At 65.1% G+C, this 375-nt stretch carries 1 protein-coding gene; it reads right to left on the bottom strand.

Going from position 1 to position 375, the window contains the following annotated elements; translation table 11 throughout:
* A partial coding sequence (locus ABQE89_RS26305; RefSeq protein ID WP_448422181.1) for a cadherin-like domain-containing protein occupies positions 1 to 375 on the bottom strand: 375 nt, incomplete at both ends.

Raw genomic sequence — 375 nt, 5'->3', positions numbered from 1 at the left:
GGGGGTGTAGGTGAGCGAGCCGTCGGGGTTGAGGGTGAGGGTGCCGTTGGCCGGCCCGTCCACCAAGATGGCGGTGAGGTCGTCGTTGTCGAAGTCGGTGTCGTTGGCCAGCACGCCTGGCCCAGTGACGGTTAGCACCCCGTCTTCATCCACCGCGTAGGCGTCGTCGGCGGCGATGGGTGCTTCGTCGTTGACGGGGTTGACGGTGATGGTGACGGTGGCGGTGTTGCCGTCCAATTCGCCGTCGTTGGCCATATAGGTGAAGGTGTCGGTGCCGTAGAAATCTTGGTTGGGGGTGTAGGTGAACGAGCCGTCGGCGTTGAGCTCCAGGGTGCCGTTGGCCGGACCGTCCACCAAGACGGCGGTGAGGTCGTC

This window comes from Mycolicibacterium sp. XJ1819, from assembly GCF_053483675.1.
The sequence above is the reverse complement of the archived record's forward strand: the minus strand, read 5'-3'. Positions and strand labels throughout refer to the sequence as shown.